Origin of the sequence: Erythrobacter sp. HI0063, assembly GCF_001635685.1 — a bacterium.
Classification (GTDB): domain Bacteria; phylum Pseudomonadota; class Alphaproteobacteria; order Sphingomonadales; family Sphingomonadaceae; genus Qipengyuania.
In genome coordinates, this window is sequence record NZ_LWFF01000048.1 from 28,006 (window position 1) to 49,288 (window position 21,283).

At 64.7% G+C, this 21,283-nt stretch carries 25 protein-coding genes; 15 read left to right on the forward strand and 10 right to left on the reverse strand.

The window, feature by feature from the left end:
- Positions 1-37: 37 nt before the first annotated feature.
- The 9 genes from A3736_RS01920 to A3736_RS01960 all read left to right on the forward strand — a co-directional run bounded on the left by A3736_RS01920 (position 38) and on the right by A3736_RS01960 (position 7,524).
- Positions 38-592, forward strand: a complete 555-nt coding sequence (locus tag A3736_RS01920) for a F0F1 ATP synthase subunit delta (RefSeq protein WP_067678496.1) — start codon at positions 38-40, stop codon at positions 590-592.
- 12 nt (positions 593-604) lie between these two features.
- On the forward strand, positions 605-2,134 hold the full coding sequence (gene atpA, locus A3736_RS01925; RefSeq protein ID WP_067678498.1) for a F0F1 ATP synthase subunit alpha: 1,530 nt from the start codon (positions 605-607) through the stop codon (positions 2,132-2,134).
- 7 nt (positions 2,135-2,141) lie between these two features.
- Entirely contained in the window at positions 2,142-2,435 is a 294-nt protein-coding gene (locus A3736_RS01930) for a putative quinol monooxygenase (protein ID WP_067678500.1), read from the forward strand.
- 9 nt (positions 2,436-2,444) lie between these two features.
- Positions 2,445-3,320: a F0F1 ATP synthase subunit gamma gene (locus A3736_RS01935; protein WP_067678502.1), complete on the forward strand. Its 876-nt coding sequence runs from the start codon at positions 2,445-2,447 to the stop codon at positions 3,318-3,320.
- Positions 3,317-3,715, forward strand: a complete 399-nt coding sequence (locus tag A3736_RS01940) for a hypothetical protein (RefSeq protein ID WP_067678506.1) — start codon at positions 3,317-3,319, stop codon at positions 3,713-3,715. Before A3736_RS01935 ends, A3736_RS01940 begins: the two co-directional genes overlap by 4 nt.
- Positions 3,716-3,758: 43 nt before the next feature.
- Positions 3,759-4,097, forward strand: coding sequence for a hypothetical protein (locus A3736_RS01945; RefSeq protein ID WP_233999176.1), 339 nt, complete (start codon positions 3,759-3,761; stop codon positions 4,095-4,097).
- A 44-nt stretch (positions 4,098-4,141) separates the two neighbouring features.
- Positions 4,142-5,599, forward strand: a complete 1,458-nt coding sequence (gene atpD, locus A3736_RS01950; RefSeq protein ID WP_067678508.1) for a F0F1 ATP synthase subunit beta — start codon at positions 4,142-4,144, stop codon at positions 5,597-5,599.
- A gap of 138 nt (positions 5,600-5,737) precedes the next feature.
- Complete coding sequence (locus A3736_RS01955; RefSeq protein ID WP_067678511.1) at positions 5,738-5,995, forward strand: ATP synthase F1 subunit epsilon; 258 nt, start codon at positions 5,738-5,740, stop codon at positions 5,993-5,995.
- A 59-nt stretch (positions 5,996-6,054) separates the two neighbouring features.
- Positions 6,055-7,524, forward strand: coding sequence for a glycosyltransferase family 39 protein (locus tag A3736_RS01960; RefSeq protein WP_067678514.1), 1,470 nt, complete (start codon positions 6,055-6,057; stop codon positions 7,522-7,524).
- Positions 7,525-7,548: 24 nt separating this feature from the next.
- On the opposite strand, the gene glmU is transcribed toward A3736_RS01960, so the two are convergent.
- The gene (gene glmU, locus A3736_RS01965; RefSeq protein WP_067678609.1) at positions 7,549-8,910 is read right to left on the reverse strand and encodes a bifunctional UDP-N-acetylglucosamine diphosphorylase/glucosamine-1-phosphate N-acetyltransferase GlmU; all 1,362 of its coding nucleotides are present in this window, start codon (positions 8,908-8,910) and stop codon (positions 7,549-7,551) included.
- Between the two features lie 61 nt (positions 8,911-8,971).
- On the opposite strand from glmU, the gene A3736_RS01970 reads away from it, so the two are divergent.
- The 3 genes from A3736_RS01970 to A3736_RS01980 all read left to right on the forward strand — a co-directional run bounded on the left by A3736_RS01970 (position 8,972) and on the right by A3736_RS01980 (position 11,994).
- The gene (locus tag A3736_RS01970) at positions 8,972-9,667 is read left to right on the forward strand and encodes an HAD hydrolase-like protein (RefSeq protein ID WP_067678517.1); all 696 of its coding nucleotides are present in this window, start codon (positions 8,972-8,974) and stop codon (positions 9,665-9,667) included.
- A gap of 146 nt (positions 9,668-9,813) precedes the next feature.
- On the forward strand, positions 9,814-10,743 hold the full coding sequence (locus A3736_RS01975) for an SDR family NAD(P)-dependent oxidoreductase (RefSeq protein ID WP_067678520.1): 930 nt from the start codon (positions 9,814-9,816) through the stop codon (positions 10,741-10,743).
- 78 nt (positions 10,744-10,821) lie between these two features.
- Positions 10,822-11,994, forward strand: coding sequence for a hypothetical protein (locus A3736_RS01980; RefSeq protein ID WP_067678523.1), 1,173 nt, complete (start codon positions 10,822-10,824; stop codon positions 11,992-11,994).
- Positions 11,995-12,041: 47 nt separating this feature from the next.
- On the opposite strand, the gene A3736_RS01985 is transcribed toward A3736_RS01980, so the two are convergent.
- Genes A3736_RS01985 through A3736_RS02000 form a run of 4 tightly spaced genes read right to left on the reverse strand, consistent with a single transcriptional unit; the run spans position 12,042 to position 15,060 of the window.
- Entirely contained in the window at positions 12,042-12,401 is a 360-nt protein-coding gene (locus tag A3736_RS01985; RefSeq protein WP_067678524.1) for a DUF2794 domain-containing protein, read from the reverse strand.
- Entirely contained in the window at positions 12,401-13,111 is a 711-nt protein-coding gene (gene epsC / locus A3736_RS01990; protein ID WP_067678525.1) for a serine O-acetyltransferase EpsC, read from the reverse strand. Before epsC ends, A3736_RS01985 begins: the two co-directional genes overlap by 1 nt.
- Before the next feature lie 28 nt (positions 13,112-13,139).
- Positions 13,140-13,751, reverse strand: coding sequence for a DnaA/Hda family protein (locus tag A3736_RS01995; protein ID WP_067678530.1), 612 nt, complete (start codon positions 13,749-13,751; stop codon positions 13,140-13,142).
- Between the two features lie 25 nt (positions 13,752-13,776).
- Positions 13,777-15,060 carry a hypothetical protein gene (locus tag A3736_RS02000; protein WP_067678533.1) on the reverse strand — a complete coding sequence of 428 codons (1,284 nt, stop codon included), beginning with the start codon at positions 15,058-15,060 and terminating at the stop codon, positions 13,777-13,779.
- A 69-nt stretch (positions 15,061-15,129) separates the two neighbouring features.
- On the opposite strand from A3736_RS02000, the gene purM reads away from it, so the two are divergent.
- The 3 genes from purM to A3736_RS02015 are packed head-to-tail and all read left to right on the forward strand — an operon-like array spanning position 15,130 to position 18,027.
- Entirely contained in the window at positions 15,130-16,227 is a 1,098-nt protein-coding gene (gene purM / locus A3736_RS02005) for a phosphoribosylformylglycinamidine cyclo-ligase (protein WP_067678612.1), read from the forward strand.
- Positions 16,220-16,828, forward strand: a complete 609-nt coding sequence (gene purN / locus A3736_RS02010; RefSeq protein WP_067678536.1) for a phosphoribosylglycinamide formyltransferase — start codon at positions 16,220-16,222, stop codon at positions 16,826-16,828. The genes purM and purN overlap by 8 nt, the downstream gene beginning before the upstream one ends.
- Positions 16,828-18,027, forward strand: a complete 1,200-nt coding sequence (locus tag A3736_RS02015; protein WP_067678539.1) for a sulfotransferase — start codon at positions 16,828-16,830, stop codon at positions 18,025-18,027. Before purN ends, A3736_RS02015 begins: the two co-directional genes overlap by 1 nt.
- A gap of 1 nt (position 18,028) precedes the next feature.
- Here A3736_RS02015 and ndk read toward each other — a convergent pair whose 3' ends face one another.
- The 5 genes from ndk to A3736_RS02035 all read right to left on the reverse strand — a co-directional run bounded on the left by ndk (position 18,029) and on the right by A3736_RS02035 (position 21,181).
- Entirely contained in the window at positions 18,029-18,451 is a 423-nt protein-coding gene (gene ndk, locus A3736_RS02020; RefSeq protein ID WP_067678542.1) for a nucleoside-diphosphate kinase, read from the reverse strand.
- Between the two features lie 69 nt (positions 18,452-18,520).
- Positions 18,521-19,054, reverse strand: coding sequence for a hypothetical protein (locus tag A3736_RS02025; protein ID WP_067678546.1), 534 nt, complete (start codon positions 19,052-19,054; stop codon positions 18,521-18,523).
- Between the two features lie 34 nt (positions 19,055-19,088).
- Positions 19,089-19,538, reverse strand: coding sequence for a DNA polymerase III subunit chi (locus A3736_RS02030; RefSeq protein ID WP_067678549.1), 450 nt, complete (start codon positions 19,536-19,538; stop codon positions 19,089-19,091).
- A gap of 4 nt (positions 19,539-19,542) precedes the next feature.
- Positions 19,543-19,719, reverse strand: coding sequence for a DUF2256 domain-containing protein (locus tag A3736_RS16550; protein WP_369815407.1), 177 nt, complete (start codon positions 19,717-19,719; stop codon positions 19,543-19,545).
- A 7-nt stretch (positions 19,720-19,726) separates the two neighbouring features.
- Entirely contained in the window at positions 19,727-21,181 is a 1,455-nt protein-coding gene (locus A3736_RS02035) for a leucyl aminopeptidase (RefSeq protein ID WP_067678551.1), read from the reverse strand.
- Positions 21,182-21,283 lie beyond the last annotated feature (102 nt).

The following is a 21,283-nucleotide window of genomic DNA, read 5'->3' on the forward strand; positions in this document are numbered from 1 at the left end:
TCGGTATTTTTTCCGTCACCCGAGAGGACGAGAGCGCGTGGAGACTTCCGCCGGTATACAGGCAAGCCTTGCAGGGCGCTATGCGTCCGCCCTGTTCGATCTGGCGAGCGAGAGCGGGACCGTGACTGCGGTCGAATCGGATCTCGACAAGATCGAGGCCGGCCTTTCCGAATCGTCCGAACTCGCTCTGCTGACCACAAGTCCCAAGGTATCGCGCGATGCTGCGAACAAGGCGCTGTGGGGCGTGTCCGCGATCATGGGCCTGTCGGAACTGACTCAGAATTTCCTCGGCACGCTGGCGCAGAACCGCCGCCTGTCGAAACTGCCCGCCATCATCCGGTCGTTCCGCGCCATCGCCGCCGCACAGCGCGGCGAAGTCAGCGCCGAAGTCGCCAGCGCGCACGCTCTTACCGATACACAGCTCGACCAGTTGAAGGCCAAGCTGACCGCTCGCGAGGGTCGCACCGTCAAGCTTACGACCAAGGTTGACCCCGACCTGCTCGGCGGCCTTGTCGTCACCATCGGATCGAAGCGGATCGACGGCTCGATCCGCACCCGTCTCAATTCGCTTTCCCAGGCAATGAAGGCCTAAAGGACTTACATCATGGATATCCGCGCCGCAGAAATCTCCAAGGTCATCAAGGACCAGATCGCCAATTTCGGCACCGAAGCCGAAGTCAGCGAAGTGGGCACCGTGCTGTCGGTGGGTGACGGGATCGCCCGCATCCACGGCCTCGACAAGGTACAGGCTGGCGAGATGATCGAATTCGCCAATGGTGTGCAGGGCATGGCCCTGAACCTGGAAGCCGACAATGTCGGCGCGGTGATCTTCGGGTCGGACAACGACATCAAGGAAGGCGACAGCGTTAAGCGCACGCAGACCATCGTCGACGTGCCGGTGGGCAAGGCCCTGCTCGGCCGTGTGGTGGACGCGCTCGGCAACCCGATCGACGGCAAGGGCCCGATCGCGACGACCGAACGTCGCCTCGTCGAACAGAAGGCGCCGGGCATCATCCCGCGCGAATCGGTTTCGGAACCCGTTCAGTCGGGCCTCAAGGCGATCGACGCACTCGTTCCCGTCGGCCGTGGCCAGCGCGAGCTGATCATCGGCGACCGTCAGACCGGCAAGAGCGCGGTGGCGATCGATACCTTCATCAACCAGCGCGAAAACAACCAGTCGGACGACGAGAAGAAGAAGCTCTACTGCATCTATGTCGCCGTCGGTCAGAAGCGTTCGACGGTCGCGCAGATCGTGAAGAGCCTCGAAGAAAACGGCGCGATGGACTATACGATCGTGGTTGCCGCGACCGCGTCGGAGCCCGCCCCGCTTCAGTATCTCGCGCCCTATACCGGCGCCGCGATGGGCGAATTCTTCCGTGACAACGGCATGCACGCCGTGATCGTGTATGACGACCTTTCCAAGCAGGCAGTCGCCTATCGCCAGATGTCGCTGCTGCTGCGCCGCCCGCCGGGCCGCGAAGCCTATCCGGGCGACGTTTTCTATCTTCACAGCCGCCTGCTCGAGCGTGCGGCCAAGATGAACGAAAGCGAAGGCGGTGGCTCGCTGACCGCGCTGCCGATCATCGAAACGCAGGCGGGTGACGTTTCGGCCTATATTCCCACCAATGTGATCTCGATCACGGACGGGCAGATCTTCCTCGAAACGGACCTGTTCTATCAGGGTATCCGCCCGGCCATCAACGTCGGCCTGTCGGTCAGCCGCGTCGGCGGTGCCGCGCAGACCAAGGCGATGAAGAAGGTCGCCGGCTCGATGAAGCTCGACCTTGCGCAGTACCGCGAAATGGCGGCCTTCGCGCAGTTCGGTTCGGACCTCGACGCCGCAACGCAGAAGCTGCTCAACCGCGGTGCGCGCCTGACCGAGCTGCTCAAGCAGCGCCAGTTCTCGCCCATGCCGGTGGAAGAACAGGTCGTTTCGATCTATGCGGGCACCAATGGCTATCTCGACACAATCGAGACCAACCGCGTGACCGAATACGAAGCCGCCATGCTGAGCTATATGCGCAGCGAACATGCCGACGTGCTGGAAACGATCCGCACCACCGGTAAGTTCGAAGACGACACGAAGAACAAGGTGGTGAGCGCGCTCGACACCTTCGCTAAGCAGTTCGCCTGATCGCCGAATGAGTTATACCGTCTTCGCCACGATCCCGGTCAAAAAGGAACACATGGACGCCGCGTGCAACGCCGTGGCTGCCATCGTTCCCGCGACTCGTGGCGAAGAAGGGTGCATCGCGTTCGAACCGCGCCGTGCAGCTGACGGTTCGAGCACGATCATGATTTTCGAAGAGTGGGCGGATCGCGATGCTTTCGATTTCCACCATGCTCAGGATTATACGAAAGACGTTTTCGCCAAATATGAGAACTGGCTGCAATCCGCGCCGGAACTCGTGGAAGTAAAAGCGCTGGAAGGCTGAACTCAGGACATGGCAAGCCTCAAGGAACTCAAGGGCCGGATCAACTCGGTCAAGTCGACCCAGAAGATCACCAAGGCCAAGCAGATGGTCGCAGCGGCCAAGCTGCGTCGTGCGCAGGCTGCGGCCGAAGCGGCGCGTCCGTATTCGGAGCGGCTGGCAGGCGTCATGGCCAGCCTCGCCTCCCGCATTTCGGGCGGTTCCGCCCCGCGCCTGCTCGCAGGCACGGGCATGGACAAGCGTCATTTGCTGGTCGTGGTCAATACCGACAAGGGGTTGTGCGGCGGTCTCAATGCCAACATCGTCAAGGCAGCCAAGGTCAAGGCGCGCGCGCTTCTCAACGAAGGCAAGGACGTGCAGTTCTACCTCGTCGGCAAGAAGGGCCGCGCGCCGATCAAGCGCGACTATGCCGACCGGATCGAAAAGCATTTCGACACGTCCGAGGTCCGCACCCCCGGTTTCGACGAAGCCGAAGCGATCGCCGACGATCTGATCGAACGGTTCGAGAAGGGCGAATTCGACGTCGCGCACCTCGTCTATCCGGTGTTCCAGAGCGCTCTGGTGCAGGATCCGACGGTCGACCAGCTGATCCCCGTCCCCTCGATCGAGAGCGACGCGCCGAAATCCGGCGATGCCGTGGTCGAATACGAGCCGGACGAGGAAGGCATTCTCGAGGAATTGCTGCCCCGTTACGTCAAGACGCAGCTGTTCGGCGCGCTGCTCGAGCGCGAGGCGAGCGAACAGGGTGCCTCGATGACCGCGATGGACAACGCGACACGCAACGCGGGCGACCTGATCAAGGATCTGACCATCCAGTACAACCGCAGCCGCCAGGCCGCGATCACGACCGAATTGATCGAAATCATCGCCGGGGCGGAAGCGCTGTGATCGCGATCCGCGCCTCGCTTGCCCGCGGCGCCGCAGCGCTCGCTTTCGCGGCGTGCGGTTTGTCGGCCTGCGCCGAGCCGGTCGAGGATGAACCGGTGGAGGCTTATGCGACCGGAACACTCGACGATCTCGGTGAGACCGATCCTGCCGCGCAGGTCGTCGGTGCGGATGGCAATGTGCCCAGCATTGCGGAAGTCCAGCTGGCGCTCGCACAGTGCCAGGAAGCGCCCGAAGTCGTCGAAGCGCAATGCACTGCCGAAGCCGATGGCACCTCGTTCACCTGCCGTTACACGCTCGATGGCGATACGCCTGAAACGGAGCGGCAATCGATCATTGCCGCTCGCGGTGATGGATACGCTCTCGTCGATATCCCTGAAGATTGTACGGTCGAATAAGCGACCTTTCCCCCCTCACCCGTTTCCCTAGGATTTGATACCTGTGAAAAAGTTCGCTCTGCTTCTTCCCCTCGCCCTCCTCGCCGCCTGTGGTGAAGAGCCCGCGCCGCAGCCGGTTGACGAAGCCGCTGCGCCGGTTGCAGAGGCGGCCCCTTCGCTGCCCGCGCCCGATCAGGCTCTCTTCACTGCGAAATACGCCGAAGCCTGCCCCGAGGAAGAAGCCGTCAACACCGCAGTGTGCAAGCGCGCCGGGCTCGGCTCGGAAGACGTGATCTGCGAGTTCGGCCTCGGCGAAGACGAGTATCTCCGCAATTCCGCGACCCTTACCGCCGGCGACGGCGACTGGGTCTTCGCAGAACCGGACAATGTCTGCGTCGGCTGACGCGCCCCGTTCAAGCATTTCAGGACCAAGTCAGGATAGACATCATGGCCACCGCACCCGTACTCAACCAGTCGCCTAACGGCACGATTTCCCAGGTCATCGGCGCCGTCGTCGACGTCGCTTTCGAAAGCGAACTGCCGCCGATCCTGACCGCGCTCGAAACGAAGAACGGCTCCAACACGCTGGTTCTCGAAGTCGCCCAGCATCTCGGCGAAAACACCGTGCGCACCATCGCGATGGACGGCACCGACGGGCTCGTGCGCGGGCAGGAGGTCATCAACACCGGCGCGCAGATCAGCGTTCCGGTCGGCCCGAAGACGCTGGGCCGCATCATGAACGTGGTCGGCGAAGCAATCGACGAGCGCGGCCCCATCGGCGCCGATCAAACCGCTCCGATCCACGCCGAAGCTCCGCTGTTCGTCGACCAGTCGACCGAAGCGGCCATTCTCGTCACCGGCATCAAGGTCATCGACCTTCTCGCTCCCTATGCCAAGGGCGGTAAGATCGGCCTGTTCGGCGGCGCAGGCGTCGGCAAGACCGTTCTGATCCAGGAGTTGATCAACAACATCGCCAAGGGCCATGGCGGCGTGTCCGTGTTCGCGGGCGTGGGCGAGCGCACCCGCGAGGGTAACGATCTCTATCACGAATTCCTCGACGCGGGCGTCATCGCCAAGGACGCGGACGGGAACGCGATCTCGGAGGGTTCCAAGGTGGCGCTGGTCTTCGGCCAGATGAACGAGCCGCCGGGCGCCCGCGCGCGCGTCGCCCTGTCGGGCCTGACCATGGCGGAATATTTCCGCGATCAGGAAGGCCAGGACGTGCTCTTCTTCGTCGACAACATCTTCCGCTTCACGCAGGCGGGCTCGGAAGTCTCGGCACTGCTCGGCCGTATTCCTTCGGCGGTGGGCTATCAGCCGACGCTGGCGACCGACATGGGCAACCTTCAGGAGCGCATCACCTCCACGAACAAGGGCTCGATCACTTCGGTGCAGGCGATTTACGTCCCCGCGGACGATTTGACCGACCCGGCGCCCGCCACCTCCTTCGCTCACTTGGACGCGACCACCACGCTGAACCGCGCGATTTCCGAACTCGGCATCTATCCGGCGGTCGATCCGCTCGATTCGACCAGCCGTGTTCTCGAACCGCGCGTCGTGGGTCAGGAGCATTACGAGACGGCCCGCCGCGTTCAGGAAACGCTGCAGAAATATAAGAGCTTGCAGGACATCATCGCCATTCTTGGCATGGACGAGCTGTCGGAAGAGGACAAACTGACGGTCGCGCGCGCGCGCAAGATCCAGAAGTTCCTCAGCCAGCCCTTCCACGTCGCGGAAGTGTTCACCAACATTCCCGGCCAGTTCGTACAGCTGGAAGACACGGTGAAGAGCTTCAAGGCGGTGGTCGACGGTGAATACGATCACCTTCCCGAAGCCGCCTTCTACATGGTCGGCGGCATCGATCAGGCGGTCGAAAAGGCCAAGAAGCTCGCGGAAGACGCGTAAGCGATAACCCTCCCCCTATTCGCGGGGAGAAAACTCAGAGAGAGGGGCCGCGCTTGGCCCCTCTCGACTGCGACTGGCGGGCAAGCTCGCAAGTCGCGTTGTCTCTCCTCTTAATGGGGAGAGAGATGTGAGGAACAGATGGCACTGCATTTCGAACTCGTGACCCCCGCCAAGCTCGTCCGTTCGGAGGATGTGCATATGGTCGTCGTGCCCGGAACCGAGGGCGAGTTCGGCGTGCTCGAAGGCCATGCGCCTTTCATGTCGACGATCCGCGACGGCGCGGTACAGGTCTACAAGACCGAAGGCGGCACGCCCGAGAGCATAGAAGTGCGCGGCGGCTTTGCCGAAGTGGGCGAAAAGGGCCTGACCGTTCTGGCCGAACACGTCGAGGGCTGATCCAGTCCTAAGGGCGGTGCACACCGCTCCTTAACCATGATCGGGCATGGCGGCGGACGATGTCCGCGCCGCAAGCCCTTCCCCTTGCTACCCATCGCATAAAGAGCGAGGCTCGTTGGCTGGCGCCCTTGGTGCTGGCGCTCGCCGTCGTCGCGACACGCGCGATTTGGCTGGGCGATCCAGCGGCGGATTACGACGAGCAGCTCTATTCGCTGATCGGTCTACGCTGGCTCGACGGGGCGCTGCCCTATGCCGATCTGTGGGACCGCAAACCCGCAGGGCTATTCGCGCTGTTCGCCATGGCGCACGCGGTCGGCGGACCGTCACCGGTCGCGTATCAAGTGCTGGCGATGGCGTTCACCCTTGCGGGCAGCCTGTCGATATACGAGCTCGCCCGGCCGCTCGCCGATCGCTGGGGGGCGCTGCTGGCGGGGATCGCCTACCCGCTGATGCTGCCGCTTTATGGGAGCCATGCCGGGCAGAGCGAGGTGTTCTTCCTGCCGCTTCTTCTGGGCGCGCTCTATCTCGTGACGAGCGATCGCGAGCACCTTTCTTTTAGGCGAGCTGCATGGGCCATGTTGCTCGGCGGGCTGGCTCTCCAGGTGAAGTACACGGCACTCCCCGTTTGCATGACGCTGGGCGGGCTCGCTCTTCTGCGCTTCCATCGCCAAGGCGTTCAACCTGACTACCTCGCAAAACGCGCCCTCTTCTTTGCCGCGATCGGGATTGCGCCCACCGTGCTGACTTATGCGATCTTCGCGGCCTTGGGCGCAGGAGAGGCGTTCTGGTGGGCCAATTTCGGCTCCTTCTTCCTGCGCGAAGGCGCTGGGCGCTGGCGCGGCGAGCTGCCGATTGCCATGATACCGATCCTCGTCTCCGCCCTGCTCGGCCTTTGGGCGGCGGTGCGGCTGGCGCCGCCCCGCGATTCCGTGCTTTATGCCAGCTATGCGCTGTTCGCTGTCGGTCTGGTGGGGACGGTTTTCCTGCCAGGTACGGTCTATCTCTATTATCTGGCCGCGCTGGTGCCGGCGGCCATAGTGCTGGCCCTGCCCCTGTTCGCATCCCCGGCGCCGCTTGCACGGGTCTCGGTCCTCATGCTGTTTGGCTTTTATGCGCTGTTCTATGTCGGGCTCGATCAGGCGGGGAAGAGTGCGGATCGGCGCGCGAGCGTGGCGCATCTGTCTCAGGCGATCGCGCCGTTCGTCGATCGCGACAGCGAATGCCTGTGGATTTTCGACGGGCCGAGCGTTCTCTACACCACCACCGACAGCTGCATCGCGACGCGCTTCGTCTATCCCGATCACTTGAACAACGCCCTCGAAACGAATGCTCTCGGCGTGGATCAGTCAGGAGAGGTCGCGCGTGTCCTCGCCACGCACCCTTCCGTCATCGTGACTGCAAACGACCCGTTGACGCGACAAAACGCAACGGCGGGGCAATTGGTCCGCAACGCGCTGCAAAGCGATTACGAACCCCTCGCAAGCGCGAAATTGGGTGAACGGACCGTCCAGGCCTGGCGCCGCCGCTGACGTCCGATTTGCGGTCCGGCGGCGTCAGTCCTTTTTCGCGGCTTTCTTCTTGCGCATCGCGTCGTGGAAGCGGTCGGCCCAACCCGGTTTCACGATCTGCTCGCCGCGCACCATGCGAAGGTCGCCATCGGCCACATCGCTCGTCACCGCGCTGCCTGCCGCCACGATGGCGTCCCGCCCGATCCTGACCGGAGCGATCAGTGCGCTGTTCGATCCGATGAAGGCACCTTCGCCGATCACGGTGCGATATTTGAAATAGCCGTCGTAATTGCAGGTGATCGTGCCCGCGCCGATATTGGCGCGCGCGCCCACCTCCGCATCGCCGAGATACGTAAGGTGGCTGGCCTTGGCGCCTTCGCCAAGGTGGGCGTTCTTCATCTCGACGAAATTGCCGACGAAGCTGTCCTTCGCCATCACCGCGCCCGGCCGCAGGCGGGCATAGGGGCCGACTTGCGCCTTTTCCCCCACGCTCGCGCCTTCGAGATGGCTGAAGCTCTTGATGTGCGCGCCATCCGCCACGGTGACGCCGGGGCCGAACACGACATTGGGATCGATCGTGACGTCGCGCCCCAATTGCGTGTCCCAGCTGAAGAACACGGTCTCGGGCGCGCGCAGCGTTACGCCTTCGGCCATCCAGTGCGCCCGCTGCTCCGCCTGCCAGAGCGCTTCGGCTGCGGCGAGTTCGCCGCGCGAATTGATGCCGGCAACCTCGCCCGGATCGGCTGTGGTGACAGCGGCGCAAACGTCCCCGTCCGATATCGCGATATTGACGATGTCGGGGAGGTAGTATTCGCCCTGCACATTGTCGTTGCCGACGCGGTCGAGCAGCGCGAACATATCCTCGGCCCGCGCCGCCATCAGGCCCGAATTGCACAGACGGCAGCTGCGCTCGTCCTCGCTCGCATCCTTGAATTCGACCATCTTCGCGATCCGGCCCGCATCGTCGGCGATCACGCGGCCATAGGCCAGCGCGTCGTCCGGTTCGAATCCAAGCACGACGACTTTCGGCGCATCCTCGGCATGGAGGCGATCGAGCATGGCCTGCATGGTCTCGCCGCGCACGAAGGGGACATCGCCGTAAAGGACCAGCACGTCGCCCTTGAAACCCGCCAGCCGCTCCTGCGCCTGCTGGACCGCGTGGCCGGTGCCGAGCTGGGGTTCCTGAAGGCAGGTCTCCGCCGTATCGCCCAGCGCGCCTTCGACCTGCTCGCGCCCTGCGCCGACCACCACGACCTGCTTTTTCGGGCCCAGCGCCTCCACGCTCGCCATGAGATGCTTGAGCATCGGGCGCCCGGCAATGGGATGGAGGACCTTGTGCAGCGCGCTCTTCATGCGCGTGCCCTTGCCTGCGGCGAGGATGATGGCGGCGAATTCGTGATGGCTCATGCTGTGCGCCTTGCCACGACAAGCTTGCGGTTTGAAGGCGTATCCTGCACCCATCCGCGCCATGAGCGATTTTCCCTTCGACATCGTGTGCTTCGACCTCGACGGCACTCTCCTCGAAACCCACCGCGATCTCGGCACGGCAGTCAATCACGCGCTGACGCTGGGCGGGTTCGCGACGGTCCCGATCGACAATGCGAAGGATCTGATCGGCGGCGGCGCGAAGGCGATGCTGAGCCAGGCGGTGGACGCCCAGAGCGAGGCGGAAGGCGGCCTCGACAGAGACGAGTTCAAGCGCCTCTACAAAGCGATGCTGGCCTATTACGGAGATCATTACGCGGTCCACACCCGTCCCTATCCGGGCGTAATCGAAACGCTCGATAGGCTGGCCACACGCGGGGCGCGCCTCGCCGTCGTCACCAACAAGTTCGAGGATTTCGCGCGCGGCGTCCTGACGGAACTGGACCTTATCGATCGCTTCGAATGCGTGATCGGTGGCGACAGCCTCGGCAAAGGCGAGGATGGACAGTATCGCGCCAAGCCGCTGCCCGATCCCATACTGGCCGCGCGGGACCGCTGCGGCGGCGGATCGCTGATCTATATCGGCGACAGCAGTTACGACCGCGATGCGGCGCGTGCGGCGGACGTGCGCTTCATCGCCGCCTGTTACGGCTATTGCGATCTGAGCGAAGATGATTTCGAAGCGGATGCGCTGATCCATCAGATGGACGAGCTGATCCCGGCGATCGAGGCGCTCTGAGGCGCGATTCGCGCAAAAATCCGCTCTCGAAGCTCGTCCCGCCCCTACGGCATCGCGCCCTGCCGTGCGGCCTGTTGCCAGCAGGCGGCGCACATGGCATTCCGCTTCCCAGATTGACCTTAACGTAAACGAGAACGGAGAGCCGCATGAGCATCGATTTCAAGGACAAGGTAGCCATCGTCACCGGCGCAGGCGGCGGTTTGGGCCGCGAATACGCGCTCGAACTCGCCAAGCGCGGCGCCAAGGTGGTCGTCAACGATCTGGGCGGATCGCGTGACGGCACCGGCACGTCCGACGCGGCGGCCAAGGTGGTCGAAGAAATCGAAAAGGCGGGCGGCGAAGCGATCGCCAACGGCGCATCGGTCACCGAATACGATCAGATGGAAAAGATGATCGCCGACGCCAAGCAGAAATGGGGAGGCGTCCACGTCCTCATCAACAATGCCGGCGTGCTGCGCGACAAGAGCTTCGCCAAGATGGAACCGGCGGATTTCGACTTCGTGGTGAAGGTTCACCTTCTGGGCAGCGCCAACGCCACCAAGGCGGCGTGGGAAACCATGCGCGAACAGGCCTATGGCCGCGTGCTGATGACCGCGAGCTCCACCGGCCTGTTCGGCAATTTCGGCCAGGCCAATTACGGCGCGGCCAAGCTGGGCCTCGCAGGCCTCACCAAGACGCTCTATCTCGAAGGCGCGAAGTACAACATCAAGGTCAACACGCTTAGCCCCGTCGCGGGCACGCGCATGACCGAGGATCTGTTCCCCGAGCAGGCCTTCGAACTGTTCGATCCGGTGAACGTGGTCCCCGCCGCGCTCTTCCTCGTCAGCGAAGATGCGCCGACCAACGCCATCGTCGGCGCGGGTGCGGGCGGTTTCCACAGCGCCTGGACCGTGATGAACGACGCGGTGTGGCTGCCGGAAGAGCAGCGCACGGTCGAAGGCTTTGCCGAAAACTGGGACAAGATCAGCGACTTCTCGAACCTGAAGGCTCCGCAGAGCGGGTCCGAACAGTCGGGCGCGATCCTGACCGCGATGCAGAAGGTCACCGGCACCGGGCCAAGCTCGGCACGCGGCTGACACGCCAATCCTCAGGCGTATTGACTGAATAACACACCGGACGTAGTATCCGCCCTTCAACAGGGTAGGAGTCGTCCGGTGTATTCAGAAGAGGACATCAATTCCGCCGTCAGTGCCGGGGCGCTCAGCGCCGAAGCGGCGGCTGCGTTCCGCGCGCATATGACGCAGATTCGCGACATGCCGCGCGGTGACGAAGAGAATTTCCGGCTGATCAACAGCTTCAACGACATCTTCGTGGCGATCGGCGTGATCATCATGCTGGTCGCGGCAGGCGCGATCGGGCAGGCGATCGCGAGTGCCATGGCGCCGATGACGGATATCTGGACGCTTGGCTCCAATGTCGAACCGACCGAAGCCGAGATCGCAGCCTGGTCTGCCGCATCCGAATGGCGCAGCGCGCTCACGACCCTGTTTGCCGGGGCCCTGATCGCCGCGACTGCCTGGCCGCTCTCCGAATTCTTCACCCGCCGCCGCCGCATGGCGCTGCCCAGCATCATCCTGCTGCTGGCTTTCGTCGGTGGATGTTTCGCCGCCGCGATGGGCATCGGGCTGTCTCTTGGCGCGATGGACAATGAAAGCACCGGCGCGTTGTTCGTGGCCGGGGCTGGCCTGCTGGCGGCGGGCGCTGCCTATTTCCACTGGAAGCGCTTCATGGTGCCGATCACTGTCGCCGCCGGTGCAGGTGCCGCCGCCGTCACAGTCATCGCGCTGATCGTGTCCGTCCTATACGGCCCGCTCGAACTGAACGAGAATACGGTCGGCGACACTTTGCTGGCACTGACCTTCGGAATGGGCCTCGGCGTGTTCGCGTTCGCGATGCGCTGGGACGTTTCGGATCGAGAACGCACCACGCGCTGCAGCGATGTCGCCTTCTGGCTGCACCTGCTCGCAGCACCGATGATCGCACATCCGGTGTTCTATTCGCTCGGCGTGATGGATGGGGCCGATCGGGTCGGCGTCGGTTCCGCAATCGGCGTGCTGGCGATCTATGTCCTGTTCGGCCTTGTCGCGCTGGCGATCGACCGGCGGGCGCTGCTGGTTTCCGCCCTCGCCTATGTCCTCGTGGCGCTGGCCTTCCTGTTCGACCGCTTCGGTGCGGTTGAGCTGACCTTCGCGCTGACCGCGCTGGTGATCGGGTCCGCCCTGCTCAGCCTGTCGGCCTTCTGGACGCCGATCCGCAACAAGGTGGTCGCAGGATTGCCCAATGAGTGGAAGGCGCGCGTGCCGGTGGCGGGCGTCGTGGCTGGCTAGAAAAAGGGGCCGGGGTCTTGGGACCTCGGCCTTTTCTCGAACGAAACTTACGTATCGACGGCCTTCATCAGCCGCCGCTCCATCGGCGCGAGCACGCTAGCCAATTCATGGCCGCGTTTCAGCACTTGGCCGTGCTCTCCGAATAAAGTCCACATGCCCTGCCGCTGGCGCAGCGAAGGCCGCTTTTCCACGCGGGCCTGAGGCTTTTCCGCAGCGCGGCGAAAGGCGGCGAAGCTGGCGAAATCGCGCGTGAAATCCATCGCGTAATCGCGCCATTCGCCTGCCGCGACCATCCGGCCATACAGGTCGAGAATGCGCGTCAGCTCATCACGCGTGAAGCCGATCTGGTCGGCATTGCGCGCGGGGAATGGCAAAACCGCGCCACCTGATCCACCGCTCGGCTGCATCAGTTTGTCGATCCGCTCCGCTTGGCGTCCGCAATGTCGGAAGCTTCGGGCGTCGATATCTTGCGAAGCGCTTCCAGCTCGGCACGCATTTCCGTCAGCTGCTGCTCCAGCGCCTCGAACCGGCGCATGTCGGGCTCGCACGGTTCCTCGCACGGCGTGCCGTAGGGCATGAACTCGCGCATATAGGTTTCGACCGGCACCAGCGTGCTGCGCGCCTTGAAGCCGATCATCGTCGCGCCTTCGGGCACGTCGTCGGTGACGACCGCATTGGCGCCGATCCGCGCGCGCTCGCCCACCGTGATCGGGCCGATCACCTGCGCACCCGATCCGATGATGACATTGTCCATGATGGTCGGGTGGCGCTTGCCCCCGATCCCATTGGTCGGATTGGTCCCACCCAACGTCACGTTCTGGTAGATCGTCACGTCGTTGCCGATCACCGCCGTCTCGCCGATCACGGTAAAGCCGTGGTCGATGAAGAAATTGCGTCCGATCTTCGCGCCCGGATGAATGTCGATCGCGGTCAGGAAGCGACTGAAATGATTCACGAACCGGGCAAGGAAATGCAATTCGGCTTCGAACAGCCAATGCGCGATGCGGTGCCAGAACACCGCCCAGACGCCCGGATAGGTGAGGATTTCCCAGCGGCTGCGCGGCGCGGGATCGCGCGCGCGGATGGAGTCGAGATAGGCGGTCAGCCGGTCGAACATGACGCAGGATTCTCCCACCAATCGCGTATCAAAGCAAGCGCCCCTGCTCCGGCCCCTGGACCGCTTCGAGCGCATCGCGCCATACCGACATGGTGGCGGGCAGTTTCCGTTCAAGGGAAATGCGGTCGATTTCCGCCACCACTTTCTCGATAGCGGCATGGCTGCGGGTGACGCGCGGGACGAGGTAATCCGCCGCCGCAGGCGCGAGTTGCAGGCCGCGCTGCTCCGCATGCGCCAGGATAAGCTCGCCCGCCATGACGTCGTCCGGCGGGGCGATTGCAAGCTGGATTGATCCGCCCAGGCGCGAGCGCAGATCCGGCAGGTCGATCCTCCATCCATCCGCATCGCTGACGAGGAGCAGTGGGCGGCCATCCTCCTGCGCGCGGTTCCAGCGATGGAACAGCGCCGTTTCATCCCAGCGGTCCGCCCCGTCGATCGCCTCTCCATGCCCGGACGACGCGAACCAGCGCGCCAGCAGCGTCTTGCCCGAGCGTGGCGGCCCCACCAGAACCGCCGTGCGATAGGGCCAGTCCGATGGCTCCGCCAATGCGGCGATGGCGGCTCGATTCGCACCACCCACCACGATCCGCACCGCCCGATCGGGATCGGCGACGGAAAGCGGAAGAGCGATCTGAGACACTGGAATGGCGGTCGCGACGATGCGCCTAGCGGCTGACGGACAGCGCGTTGTTCGCCTGCCGGACCGTGAAGCCCTGGCTGCGCAGAGCGGCGGCGAGCTGGTCGATCGAACCTTCGAAGCCGACCGTCAGGACCGACGTGCCGCCGATCGCCGTGCTGCGGATCCCGGCGGTGCGAACGCCCGAAGCGCCGCGCACCTGCGCAACGCCTGCGTTGAATGCGTCGGCATCGGGCGTAGCGATCTGGACTGTGTAGAGCCCGACAGAGCCCGGCGGGGGCGGATTGTCGATCGGCGCGGACGTTACGCTCGAGCCCGGTTCGGCCTGCTGGTTCTCGCGCGTAGCGCGCGCCGCGGCCGCCGCTGCCCGCTCACGCTCGGCCTCGGCCCGGCCCAGATCGATCAAGCGCTGGATCGCCGGATCGATCTCCAGATCGCCGAGGTCCAGCGTGGGATCGGGCGCCAGCCGCCCATTGGCGAGCGCCTGTTCGAAGATCGCGTCGAAGCGGACCACGGCCTTTTCCAGCATCGCGGGCAATTGTTCGGGATTGGCGGCCGTCATCCGGAATCCGGCGAGATAGACATTGTCCGGTCCATGGCGCGCCGTGAACGTGCCTTCGATCGGTCCGCCGGGATAGGTGTATCGCAGGTCCGCGATCGGCACGAGAACGTCCGATGCGCTGAACTGATCTAGCACGGTGCGCCACCAGATTCGGCTTCGACGCCCGATCTGCCCGTAAGTGACCAGCAGCGAATCGCCACCCGATCCCGCCGGACGGACATAGTCGATCCGGCTAGACCCCGATTGATATTCGGCCCAGGCGCGCTGCCAGGGATTGCGCATCTCGTAGACCAGCTCCGTCCCGGCGGAAAACGTCACCGGTACCAGCAGCATCGGCGCGGACCGGCGCGCCTGTTCGGTGCCGCCAAGATAGGCATTGGCGCGCTGCCGGTCGAAAATGACGCCCAGCCGCGCGATATAGCGGCGCGGACCCAATTGCTCGCGTTCGATCACGATCGCCGAAACGAGACCGGCTATCTGCGAATCCGACAATTCCGGGCCCTTCAGCCGCTCCCACGCCTTGCGCTGTGCCTGCTCCCAGCCGTTAGCGCGCGCTTCGTCGCTGCTCTTGCCGGTGGCGTCGACTTCGATCCCCGTGACCGAAATGTCACTTGAGGCAGCGACTGGAGCGATGCCGCGCTCGCCCCCCACCTGCGCCCAGACCGCCGCCGCAAGCAGGACAAGCGCCGCCAACCCGGCGAAAATCGGGAGCGGACGGCGCAGCGCAGGAAGGGATGGGATCAAGTGCATGGGGGAAACCGCGCGCCTTTTGCCCAATGGCTTATGGAAATCCAAGCGCGAATGCGTATGGCAGGCGCCATGCAGGAAAAGAATTCGTCCTATACCTATTCCGATGCGGGGGTTTCGATCGCCGCAGGCAACGCGCTGGTCAAGGCGATCGGGCCGCTGGTGAAGGCCACTGCGCGCCCCGGCGCCGATGGCGAAATCGGCGGGTTCGGCGGCTTCTTCGACCCCAAGGCTGCAGGCTACACCGATCCGCTGCTGGTCGCAGCGAATGACGGTGTCGGCACCAAGCTTAAGCTCGCCATCGATCATGACCGGCACGATTCGGTTGGGATCGATCTCGTCGCGATGTGCGTGAACGATCTGATCGTTCAGGGGGCGGAGCCGCTGTTCTTCCTCGATTATTTCGCCACCGGCAGGCTGGAAAACGGCATTGCCGAGCGTGTGATCGCAGGCATCGCCGAAGGCTGCAAAATGGCGGGCTGCGCGCTGATCGGTGGCGAGACGGCGGAAATGCCGGGCATGTACCAACCGGGGGACTACGATCTCGCAGGCTTCTGCGTCGGCGCGGTGGAGCGTGGCGAACAGCTGACGGGCGAGCGCGTTGCGCCGGGCCATATATTGCTCGGTCTCGCCAGTTCGGGTGTGCATTCCAACGGCTATTCGCTCGTCAGGAAGCTTGCGGCGGACAAGGGCTGGAAGCTCGACCGCCCGGCCCTGTTCGGTTCCGATCGCCTGCTGATCGATGCCCTGATCGAGCCGACCCGGATTTACGTGAAGAGCCTGCTTCCCCTCGTACGCGACGGGCTGATCGACGCGATGGCGCATATCACCGGCGGGGGGCTGCTCGAGAATATTCCGCGCGTCTTGCCCAAGGGCGCGCATGCGATGGTCGATGCCGGTCTGTGGGACCAGCCGCGCCTGATGGCCTTTCTCCAGGCGCAGGGCGCGATCGAACCGGAAGAAATGGCGCGCACCTTCAATTGCGGCGTCGGCATGGTGCTCGCCGTCGAGCCCGCGCAGGCCGAGATGGTCCGCACGCGGATTGAAGAGGCGGGCGATACGGTGCTGGCGGTGGGCGAGATCGTCGAAGGCGAGCGCGGCTGCACCGTGCGCGGCGCGGCGGGCGTCTGGTCCGCGCGCGCCGATTGGGAAGCCGTGCATAATGCCTGAAACCGCCCTGCAACGGGCGCGCGTCGCGGTTTTCGTCTCGGGTCGCGGAAGCAATATGGCGGCGCTGCTCTATGCCAGCCGCCTGGATGGCGCGCCTTACGAAATCGCGCTGGTGGCCAGCAACGATCCGGATGCGGAAGCGCTTGCTTTGGCCGAGGCGGAGGGAATCGCGACCTTTGCCCTCTCGCACAAGGACATGGCGCGCGAAGACCATGACGCAGCGATGGAAGATGCGGCCCGCAAGGCAGGGGCCGATCATATCGCGCTCGCCGGTTACATGCGCATTCTGACGCCGGGCTTCGTGCGGCGCTGGAAGGGGCGAATGCTCAACATCCATCCCTCGCTGCTGCCGAAATACACCGGTCTCGACACCCATGCCCGCGCCATCGCGGCGGGCGACACGCATGGCGGCGTGTCGGTCCATCTGGTGACCGAGGAACTCGATGCGGGCGAGGTGCTGGGAAGGATCGCGGTCGCCATCCGCCCGGGCGAGACCGCCAAGAGTCTCGCCGAGCGGGTCCGCATCGCCGAACATCAGCTTTATCCGCGCATCCTTGCCGAACATGTGCTGCGGCATGCCGGGGCCTGCGCGACCGTCTGATGCCGCCCCGCCCTCACCCCCTCTGCGTGTCGCGCACCGCCACGCTGGCCAACCGCGCGATTGCCGGCATGTGGGAACGCGGGCTGACCGTGCAGCCGCCGCTCGATCCGGATTTTCTGTGGGCCAAGGGCAGCGAGGGTTTTGCGCCTGACGACGAAATATCGATCCGTCCACCCGAGGATGTGGCCGATTTCCGCGCCCGGCTGGAGGCGCTGTGCCGCTCGCTGCGCGAAGAAGCGCAGCTCAACGCGCTGGGCCACACCATGGCCTATGGCCAGATCGTCGCCGCCATCGAGAAGCGCCATGCGCTGGGCCGCTTGTGGCGCGAACGGCCCGATCTCGCGGAAACGCCGATTACGCCACCGATCGCCGTGGTCGGCCAGATGCGCGCGGGCACCACGCGGGTTCACCGCCTGCTTGCCGCCGATCCGCGCCATGCGGGAACGCGGTTCTGCAATGCGGTCGATCCGGTGCCTCCCGCAGGCAATGTTTTCGACTGGCGTCCGCTCAAATTACGTGCGGGCTTGGCCATTGCACGGCTCGTCAATCCGTGGCTCGACAGCCAGCACCCCTTCGGACCCACCCGCGCGGACGAGGAATTGGGCTGGCTGACCACCGCGCTCGACGTGTGCGCCTTCGAAGCGCAATGGCGCATTCCCGGCTACGTCGCCTTCAGCGAGGCGCGCGATGCAGCCCCGCTCTATCGCGAATTCGCCCGCATCCTGCGCACCGATGCCGCGATGATGGGCAATGCGGACCGGCCCAGAGTGCTGAAATGTCCGAAGTTCGCCGAGGATATCCCCGCGCTGCTAGCCGAGCTTCCGGGCACGCGGCTGGTGGTCACGCGGCGCGAGCCGGACGATGTGCTGGCAAGTTCGGTGTCGCTGGTGGCGGCGCAGTCCGCCTTCCAGAGCGCGGAGCTGTCGCTTGAGAAGATCCGGCAGGAATGGGCTCGCAAGCTGGCGCTGCGCGAAGAACGGATGGCCGCAGCGCTCGCCGATTTCACAGGCCCTCTGGCCCGCGTCGATTTCGCAGCATTGGGGCGCGACTGGCAGAGCGAGATCGCGCAGATCTACGCCGCGCTCGGCCTTACGCTGACCGACGAGGCGCTAGAGGGCATGGGCGCCGAACAGGCCCGTGCCGCGAACGGCGCGCATCACGCGCACCGTTCGCAGATCGCGGGCTTTTCGGCGTCCTAAATCAGCCGACGATTTCGTCGTCGTTGAAGAAGAATTCGATTTCGGTCTTCGCGTTCTCGTCCGAATCCGAACCGTGGACCGAATTGGCTTCGATGCTCTCGGCATAGGTCTTGCGGATGGTGCCGTCTTCGGCGTCGGCCGGGTTGGTGGCGCCCATCACGTCGCGATTGCGCTTCACGGCGTCTTCGCCTTCGAGCACCTGAACGACGACCGGGCCGCTGGTCATGAAGTCGACCAGTTCGCCGTAGAACGGGCGTTCGGCGTGGACTTCGTAAAACTTCTTCGCCTGGTCTTCGCTCATCTGGATGCGCTTGGACGCGACGACGCGCAGGCCGGCATCTTCCAGCATCTTGGTGACGGCGCCGGTCAGATTGCGGCGCGTGGCATCGGGCTTGATGATCGAAAAGGTGCGGGTAACCGCCATCGTAATTTCCTCGAATTTAGGGGGTGCAATGCGCGCGCCCGTAGACGCGTGGGGGCACAACGGCAAGCATCAGTTGCGTGGCCTGTTTCCATGGAGCTGATCCACGCTGAGCTGGCCCACGGTAAGCTGGCCCACCGTCTCGTCCTCCTCGCGCGCCGCCTGGAAGGTGAAATGCGTCCCGTCCTCGGCACGCCCGCCGACCATCGAAAGCGTATCGGTGGCAAGCTCGACATCGACCGCAACGCCCGCCGCCTCCGCCTCGGCGCGATAGAAGGCGATCATGTCCGCCGGGGGCGCATCGCTGGCAAGCGTCATCGTGACCGAGCGCCGCTCGCCGCGCCCTACTTCCACGGTGGAGCGTATTTCGGCGTCGGGATAGACGGTGAAGCCGGTGGGCAGCTCGGCCACCTCGCCTTCGCTGCCATCACCTGCGCGCAGGATCGTGGTGCCGTCTTCATTGGTGATCGAGGCGCGTGTCGCTCCCGTTTCGGGATCGACGACGTAATGGCCCTTGGGCTGCGGATCGTCGCGCGGCGGCTCGTCTTCCGACGCACCGCAGGCTGCGAGCAGAAACAGAGCGGCGATGGAACCGGCGATACGCAAGAAAAGCCTCCTTCTCCCAACCAACAGGTGGGAGTCACAGAGGGTTCCAGCCGCCATCCTCGTTCTGGCGGAACGCGCCGAATTCGACGGTGCCGTCGCTGGCGGCACGCGCTTTCAGTTCGCGCCACAACCCGCGCGCAGCCTCGGTCTGGTCGGGGCCGAACATCAGGAACGTGCGCGCGAAGGCGCTCGCCTCTTCGCGCCAGACGCCATCCGCGAGCAGGAGAAAGCGCGCTTCGTTGAGCGGCTCGCAGCTGTCCGACAGCAGGATCGGCTGGCGCGCGGCGTGCGGCTCCGCCGCCTCCCCATTGGCGAGGAAATGCGCCGGGCCTTCCTTCCACAATTCTTCGGCAATGATCCGGCGCTGCTCCTGATCCGCGCCGACGATCAGCATGCGCTGGCCCGCCTGCAGGGTCTTGCGGGCGAGCGCAGGAACGACCTTTTCGACCGGATCGCGGGTCAGTTGGTAAAAGTCGACGCGCATGCGATCAGGCCGATTGGGCGGTCGTTTTTGCAGAGCGGCGGCAGCGTTCGGAACAGTATTTCACGCTGTCCCAATCCCGCTCCCACTTCTTGCGCCAGGCGAAATCGAGCCCGCAGGCGGCGCAGGTCTTGTGCGGCAGGTCGCCCTTGCGCCGCATCTTGCCTGTACCGCCGCCTGCCATTGGCCGATCAGCCTTCGATCGTGTCGGCGACCAGCCGGTCGATCAGGCGCACACCGAAACCGGTCGCGCCCTTGCCCCAGGTGGCACCGGGCTTGTCGCTCCACACGGTGCCCGCAATGTCGCAGTGCGCCCAGGGGGTGCCGTCTTCGATGAAGCGGTGGAGGAACTGCGCCGCCGTGATCGAGCCCGCGCCCTTGCCGCCGATATTCTTCATGTCGGCGATCGGGCTGTCGATCAGCTTGTCGTAGGCCGGGCCGATGGGCAGGCGCCACACCTTGTCTCCGCTGGCCTTGCCCGCATCGGCAAGATCCTGCGCCAGCGCATCGTCGTTCGAGAACACGCCCGCATGTTCGTTGCCCAGCGATACGATGATCGCACCGGTCAGCGTCGCGAAATCGACGATCCGGGCGGGCTTGAATTCCTTCTGCGTCCAGTGGAGCGCGTCGCACAGAACCAGGCGGCCTTCGGCGTCGGTGTTCAGGACCTCGATCGTCTGGCCGGACATTGAGGTGACCACGTCGCCGGGGCGCTGCGCGTTCCCGTCGGGCATGTTCTCGACCAGGCCGACCACGCCGACCACGTTGGCCTTGGCCTTGCGCCGCACCAGCGCCAGCATCGCGCCTGCGACCGCGCCGGCGCCGCCCATATCCCACTTCATGTCTTCCATGCCGGGTCCGGGCTTGATCGAAATGCCGCCCGTGTCGAACGTCACACCCTTGCCGACGAAGGCGATCGGCGCTTCGCCGTCCGTGCCGCCGTTCCAGCGAATGGCGAGGATGCGCGAATCGCGGGCCGAGCCCTGCCCGACGCCGAGCAGCGCACCCATGCCGAGCCCTTCCATCTTCGCTTCGTCGAGCACGATCAGTTCCGCGCCACTGCCTTCGAAGCGCTTCTGGCAGCGTTCCACGAAGGTTTCGGGGTAAATGATGTTGGCAGGCTCGGTGACGAGTTCGCGCGTGAACTCGATCCCGTCGGCGAGATGAGCGGCCTCGTTCCAGGCGTCTTCGGCACCTTCGGGCGCGTTCAGGACGACGACGCGCTGCAGCGTCACCTTCTGCTCGTCCTTCAGCTTGGTGCGATAGATGTCGTAACGCCAATTGCGCAGCCTGAGGCCGAGCAGGACATGCGCGAGATCTTCGGCGGCGAGGCCGGTCGCATCGAAGCCGATCGTCTCCTCGCCCGCCGACTGGTACTTGGCCGAAATCGCAGCACCAGCCTTCTCGCAATTCGCCGCGCGTCCTTCGGCGTCGGCAGCGCCGGTGCCGACCAGGACCAGGCGCAGGACCGCGCCGTCACGCTCGACGAAGCCGTCGAACAGCTGGCCTGCCGAGCCCTTGAAACGTGCCGCCTTCGCGCCTTCTTCCATCGCCCGCTCCAGCCCGTCGGGCAACGTGCCCTTGACGGTGGCCTGGGCGACGAGACGCAATCCTTCGGGACGCGATGGGCTGAATTCGATCTGCATGGGAACTCCCGCGAGTAATAGGTGTGGCGCGGCCGCGACGCGATTTGAGGCTATGCGAAAGGCCGCTCGTGAACGCGATTGCAGTTAGGGAGCGGCGATGCG

What these genes read in the sequence shown, in the direction of transcription:
- A3736_RS01930 (WP_067678500.1), top strand. Translation starts at nt 2,142, where the DNA reads ATGAGTTATACCGTCTTCGCCACGATCCCGGTCAAAAAGGAACACATG.
- A3736_RS02015 (WP_067678539.1), top strand. Translation starts at nt 16,828, where the DNA reads ATGCCGCCCCGCCCTCACCCCCTCTGCGTGTCGCGCACCGCCACGCTG.
- A3736_RS01960 (WP_067678514.1), top strand. Translation starts at nt 6,055, where the DNA reads ATGTCCGCGCCGCAAGCCCTTCCCCTTGCTACCCATCGCATAAAGAGC.
- purN (WP_067678536.1), top strand. Translation starts at nt 16,220, where the DNA reads ATGCCTGAAACCGCCCTGCAACGGGCGCGCGTCGCGGTTTTCGTCTCG.
- A3736_RS01975 (WP_067678520.1), top strand. Translation starts at nt 9,814, where the DNA reads ATGAGCATCGATTTCAAGGACAAGGTAGCCATCGTCACCGGCGCAGGC.
- epsC (WP_067678525.1), bottom strand. Translation starts at nt 13,111, where the DNA reads ATGTTCGACCGGCTGACCGCCTATCTCGACTCCATCCGCGCGCGCGAT.
- A3736_RS01970 (WP_067678517.1), top strand. Translation starts at nt 8,972, where the DNA reads ATGAGCGATTTTCCCTTCGACATCGTGTGCTTCGACCTCGACGGCACT.
- purM (WP_067678612.1), top strand. Translation starts at nt 15,130, where the DNA reads ATGCAGGAAAAGAATTCGTCCTATACCTATTCCGATGCGGGGGTTTCG.
- glmU (WP_067678609.1), bottom strand. Translation starts at nt 8,910, where the DNA reads ATGAGCCATCACGAATTCGCCGCCATCATCCTCGCCGCAGGCAAGGGC.
- A3736_RS01985 (WP_067678524.1), bottom strand. Translation starts at nt 12,401, where the DNA reads ATGCAGCCGAGCGGTGGATCAGGTGGCGCGGTTTTGCCATTCCCCGCG.
- A3736_RS01935 (WP_067678502.1), top strand. Translation starts at nt 2,445, where the DNA reads ATGGCAAGCCTCAAGGAACTCAAGGGCCGGATCAACTCGGTCAAGTCG.
- ndk (WP_067678542.1), bottom strand. Translation starts at nt 18,451, where the DNA reads ATGGCGGTTACCCGCACCTTTTCGATCATCAAGCCCGATGCCACGCGC.
- A3736_RS01955 (WP_067678511.1), top strand. Translation starts at nt 5,738, where the DNA reads ATGGCACTGCATTTCGAACTCGTGACCCCCGCCAAGCTCGTCCGTTCG.
- A3736_RS02030 (WP_067678549.1), bottom strand. Translation starts at nt 19,538, where the DNA reads ATGCGCGTCGACTTTTACCAACTGACCCGCGATCCGGTCGAAAAGGTC.
- A3736_RS02000 (WP_067678533.1), bottom strand. Translation starts at nt 15,060, where the DNA reads ATGCACTTGATCCCATCCCTTCCTGCGCTGCGCCGTCCGCTCCCGATT.
- A3736_RS16550 (WP_369815407.1), bottom strand. Translation starts at nt 19,719, where the DNA reads ATGGCAGGCGGCGGTACAGGCAAGATGCGGCGCAAGGGCGACCTGCCG.
- atpA (WP_067678498.1), top strand. Translation starts at nt 605, where the DNA reads ATGGATATCCGCGCCGCAGAAATCTCCAAGGTCATCAAGGACCAGATC.
- atpD (WP_067678508.1), top strand. Translation starts at nt 4,142, where the DNA reads ATGGCCACCGCACCCGTACTCAACCAGTCGCCTAACGGCACGATTTCC.
- A3736_RS02035 (WP_067678551.1), bottom strand. Translation starts at nt 21,181, where the DNA reads ATGCAGATCGAATTCAGCCCATCGCGTCCCGAAGGATTGCGTCTCGTC.